At 36.1% G+C, this 3956-nt stretch carries 2 protein-coding genes; both read right to left on the reverse strand.

Translation table 11 applies throughout. The annotated features are described in order from the left end of the window. Positions 1–211 precede the first annotated feature (211 nt). Positions 212–2077, reverse strand: coding sequence for a DUF2971 domain-containing protein (locus tag GMD6S_RS08465; RefSeq protein WP_001284940.1), 1866 nt, complete (start codon positions 2075–2077; stop codon positions 212–214). Between the two features lie 19 nt (positions 2078–2096). Continuing rightward, positions 2097–3956: excinuclease ABC subunit UvrB (uvrB, locus tag GMD6S_RS08470; protein WP_000430227.1), on the reverse strand; the 1860-nt coding region annotated here is incomplete at its 5' end.

Below are 3956 nucleotides of genomic sequence, written 5' to 3' on the forward strand. Positions count from 1 at the left end.
CGAACAGAATCTAAGCTCGATGACTTCTTATAATTCTTCTCTTTCAAATTCATAATAACTTCCCTCTATTTAAAATATAATCTAAAATGTAAAGGTGGTATGGGTTCAAAGTTAAATTTTAAGATTTAAAATTTTTCAATTAAGTTTGCATTTTCTATTTTAATCTCACTAAATTCTCTCAAACCACCTTCTGCTTTATGTCATCCTCAACTTAACGATAAGGGATCTTTGAACTTTCTATTTCTATATCAGGATTGGCAAGTTTGAGGTAAGGAGCAATATAGTCTGCATCCGTAATTTTGGGACCTAGGATAACTTTTGAGTATTTCAGAGGAAGTAAATTGATATATACAAATAAATCATATCTGCCATTATCTTTTGGGCTTAATACAATATACTTCCTAAAATCATTATAGTTAACCTTGTCAAAAATCTCTAATCCAATTTCTTCCTTCTTCAAGCTAAAATCATTATAGTTGACTTTATCAAAAACTTCTAACCCAATTTCTTCTTTCTTCAAGTATTTCTCATGTGAATTAGTATCTCTATTAATAATATTTTGTATCGCTGTATCATCTAAATTAATTAAAATACGATACTCCATTTCATACTCATAGTCTTTAACTTTAAAAAGGTATGAAATCTTCTTCAATTTCTCAGCAAAACTTTTTAATTCTTTTTCAGCTTCCAGCTCTTTCAATTTTTCAAATATCTGTTTTAAATTATCAAGAGATTTACCAACATCTGTTTCATCTTTATTCTCTGACATTAAATCTAAATAATGAACTTTAACAAACTCTATCGATTTATGAGCAACGATATGTTCAAGATAAGACATATCATATTCAAGGAATGCTCCCTGAGAGGAATCAGCATACTCCTTCCACATAGGTAAACTATCAGAAACTATAGTTAAGGAAGATATAAACACATTAGAAGTTTGATATTGTTGGAAAAACGTATTATCTATACCCAAATAATCATATATTACTCTTCCTTCCATTGGGTCATTTAACTGTTTTAGATTAGTAAGTCGTAAAAATGGAGGTTGAGTTTCAGAATTATTTTCATTTTTCCAGTCAGCTTTTATGAGAAAATTTGTTAAAGTATCAATCTTAGTATAATGTCCAAAGGAACCAATTTCTTTCAACTCATTTGCATCAACTGTCAATTTAGAGCGTATATAGTATATAATCTTATCCGCTTGTTTTAAAAGTTGATTAGCTTCCGATGACTGGATGAATTCTGAATCACTTTGCTCATTTAAATAATCATTATCATACTTCTCAATTAACTTAATAGCTTGGTTGCAGATGATATCCGAATCATTTTCTTCTGCTATCTTTCGAACAACATCAATCGAATCTTTAATTACAACATTAAAGTGTCTTGATACAAAATCCAAATATTTCCCAACATAATCAGATTGAGGGTTATTGATATAATAGTTATTTATTATCTTTAAGTGCTCAAATTGAAAAAGTGAAACAACCTCATCTAATCGGAAATACGCATATATAGCATCTTCAAAACCATTATTTTCAAATATAAATCTGATCAATGATTCATATTTCCTCTTAAAATAGATTCTTCTATCTTCTGGTAAACTATTTTGGTTAAATAATTGATAAAAAACTGTAAGTATGCTAGGAGCGAGTAATTTAGCTTCCTCAAAACCATCATCTAACACTAATTCAAGAATTCTTAAAAAATAACTTCCATCTTCAAACAATATAGAATATTCTTCATATTCCTTTGTAAAAAATAAATATCTATACAAAACAATAAAATATTCAAAATTTTCAAACCAATCAAATAACTGGACATTATTTAATAATATTTTATTTAGTGCAACTAATATATTTTTTGCTGTAGTCTTACCTATTTTTTCTATTAAATTCATACAAACATACAAGACAATTCCAGCATATTTTAATTGTTTTTCTTCAGATAACTTTAAATATTGATTACAAAAATTTTCAAGTTCGTATTTCAGTTTATTTTCGTCCAAGGAACCAAAATGATTCTCTAATTCAGATTCACTAAATTTACCTGTAAAATAATGTAAATTTGCCATTTCATCTCCTACTAACACCCTAATCCAACGCCTTCACTTCCAGCATCATATCGCGGATCTGAGCTGCGAGTTCAAAGTCAAGCACTTCGACAGCTTCTTGCATTTGTTTTTCCAGTTTTTTGACGAGTTCCTTGCGCTCTTGTTTGTTGAGGCTATTGATATCGACTTCCTTATCCTCTTCTTTAGAAACTGCCTTGGTTACGGAGATTAGGTCACGAATTTCTTTCTTAATGGTTTGTGGAACGATACCATGCTCTTCATTATAAGCCATCTGGATTTTCCGACGACGGGCCGTTTCATCAATGGCACGTTGCATAGACTGAGTCATCGTGTCCGCATACATGATGACATGCCCTTCGCTGTTACGAGCAGCACGACCAATGGTCTGGATTAAGCCACGTTCGTTACGAAGGAAACCTTCCTTGTCAGCATCGAGAATAGCAACCAAGCTTACCTCGGGAACGTCAATCCCTTCGCGGAGCAGGTTGATTCCGACCAAGACATCAAAAACACCCAAACGTAGGTCACGGATAATCTCCGTCCGCTCCAAGGTCTTAATGTCCGAGTGCATGTACTTAACCTTGATGCCCATTTCCTTGAAGTAGTCGGTTAAGTCTTCTGCCATTTTTTTGGTCAAGGTTGTAATAAAGGTTCGTTCATTCTTTTCAACACGGGCATTGATTTCACCTAGGAGGTCATCAATCTGTCCCATAGTTGGACGAACTTCCACCTCTGGGTCTAGAAGTCCTGTCGGACGAATGATTTGCTCAATCACTGTCTCGGTCTGTTCATTTTCATAGTCACCTGGTGTCGCTGAAACATAAACAATCTGGTGAACATGACTTTCAAACTCTTCCCGACGGAGAGGACGATTGTCCAAGGCAGAAGGCAAACGGAAACCATAATTGACCAACATTTCCTTACGTGAACGGTCTCCATTGTACATGCCCTTAATCTGCCCCATGGTCATGTGACTTTCATCAATCATGATTAAGAAATCATCTGGGAAGAAATCAAGAAGCGTATAAGGAGGCTCTCCTTCACTACGACCATCCATGTGGCGTGAGTAGTTCTCAACCCCATTTGTATACCCCATCTCACGCAGCATTTCAATATCATACTCTGTGCGCTGTTTCAAACGCTGGGCTTCTAGCAGTTTGCCTTCCTTTTCAAAGACAGCCAACTGCTCCTCCAACTCTGCCTGAATCTTAGCAATCGCAACCTCCATGTGGTCATCATTGGTCACAAAGTGAGTGGCAGGGAAAATCGCCAAATGATCCACTTCTCCCAATACCTGACCTGTCAAAGCCTCAACTTCACGGATACGGTCGATTTCGTCTCCGAAAAATTCTACTCTAAAAGCGTGTTCATCACGAGAAGCTGGGAAAATCTCCACCACATCTCCGCGAACGCGAAATCTTCCCCGTTGGAAATCAATATCATTGCGTTCAAACTGTATATCTACCAAGTCATTCAAGAGTTTATCACGAGAAATCTCCAGACCTGGACGGAGACTAACGACGCTATCAGAATATTCCTTGGGCGAACCCAAACCATAGATACAAGAGACAGAAGCCACTACGATGACATCATTGCGCTCCAGAAGGGCTGAAGTCGCCGAGTGACGGAGCTTGTCAATCTCGTCATTGACCGAGCTATCCTTCTCTATATAGGTATCACTAGAAGGGACATAGGCCTCAGGTTGATAATAATCATAGTACGATACGAAGTACTCAACAGCATTTTCAGGGAAAAATTCCTTGAACTCCCCATAGAGCTGACCAGCCAGAGTCTTATTGTGGGCAATAACCAAAGTTGGTTTATTGACTTTGGAAATGACCTGACTCATGGTATAGGTCTTCCCTGTACCCGTCGCCCC

The sequence above is a fragment of the Streptococcus sp. GMD6S genome (genome assembly GCF_000297015.1).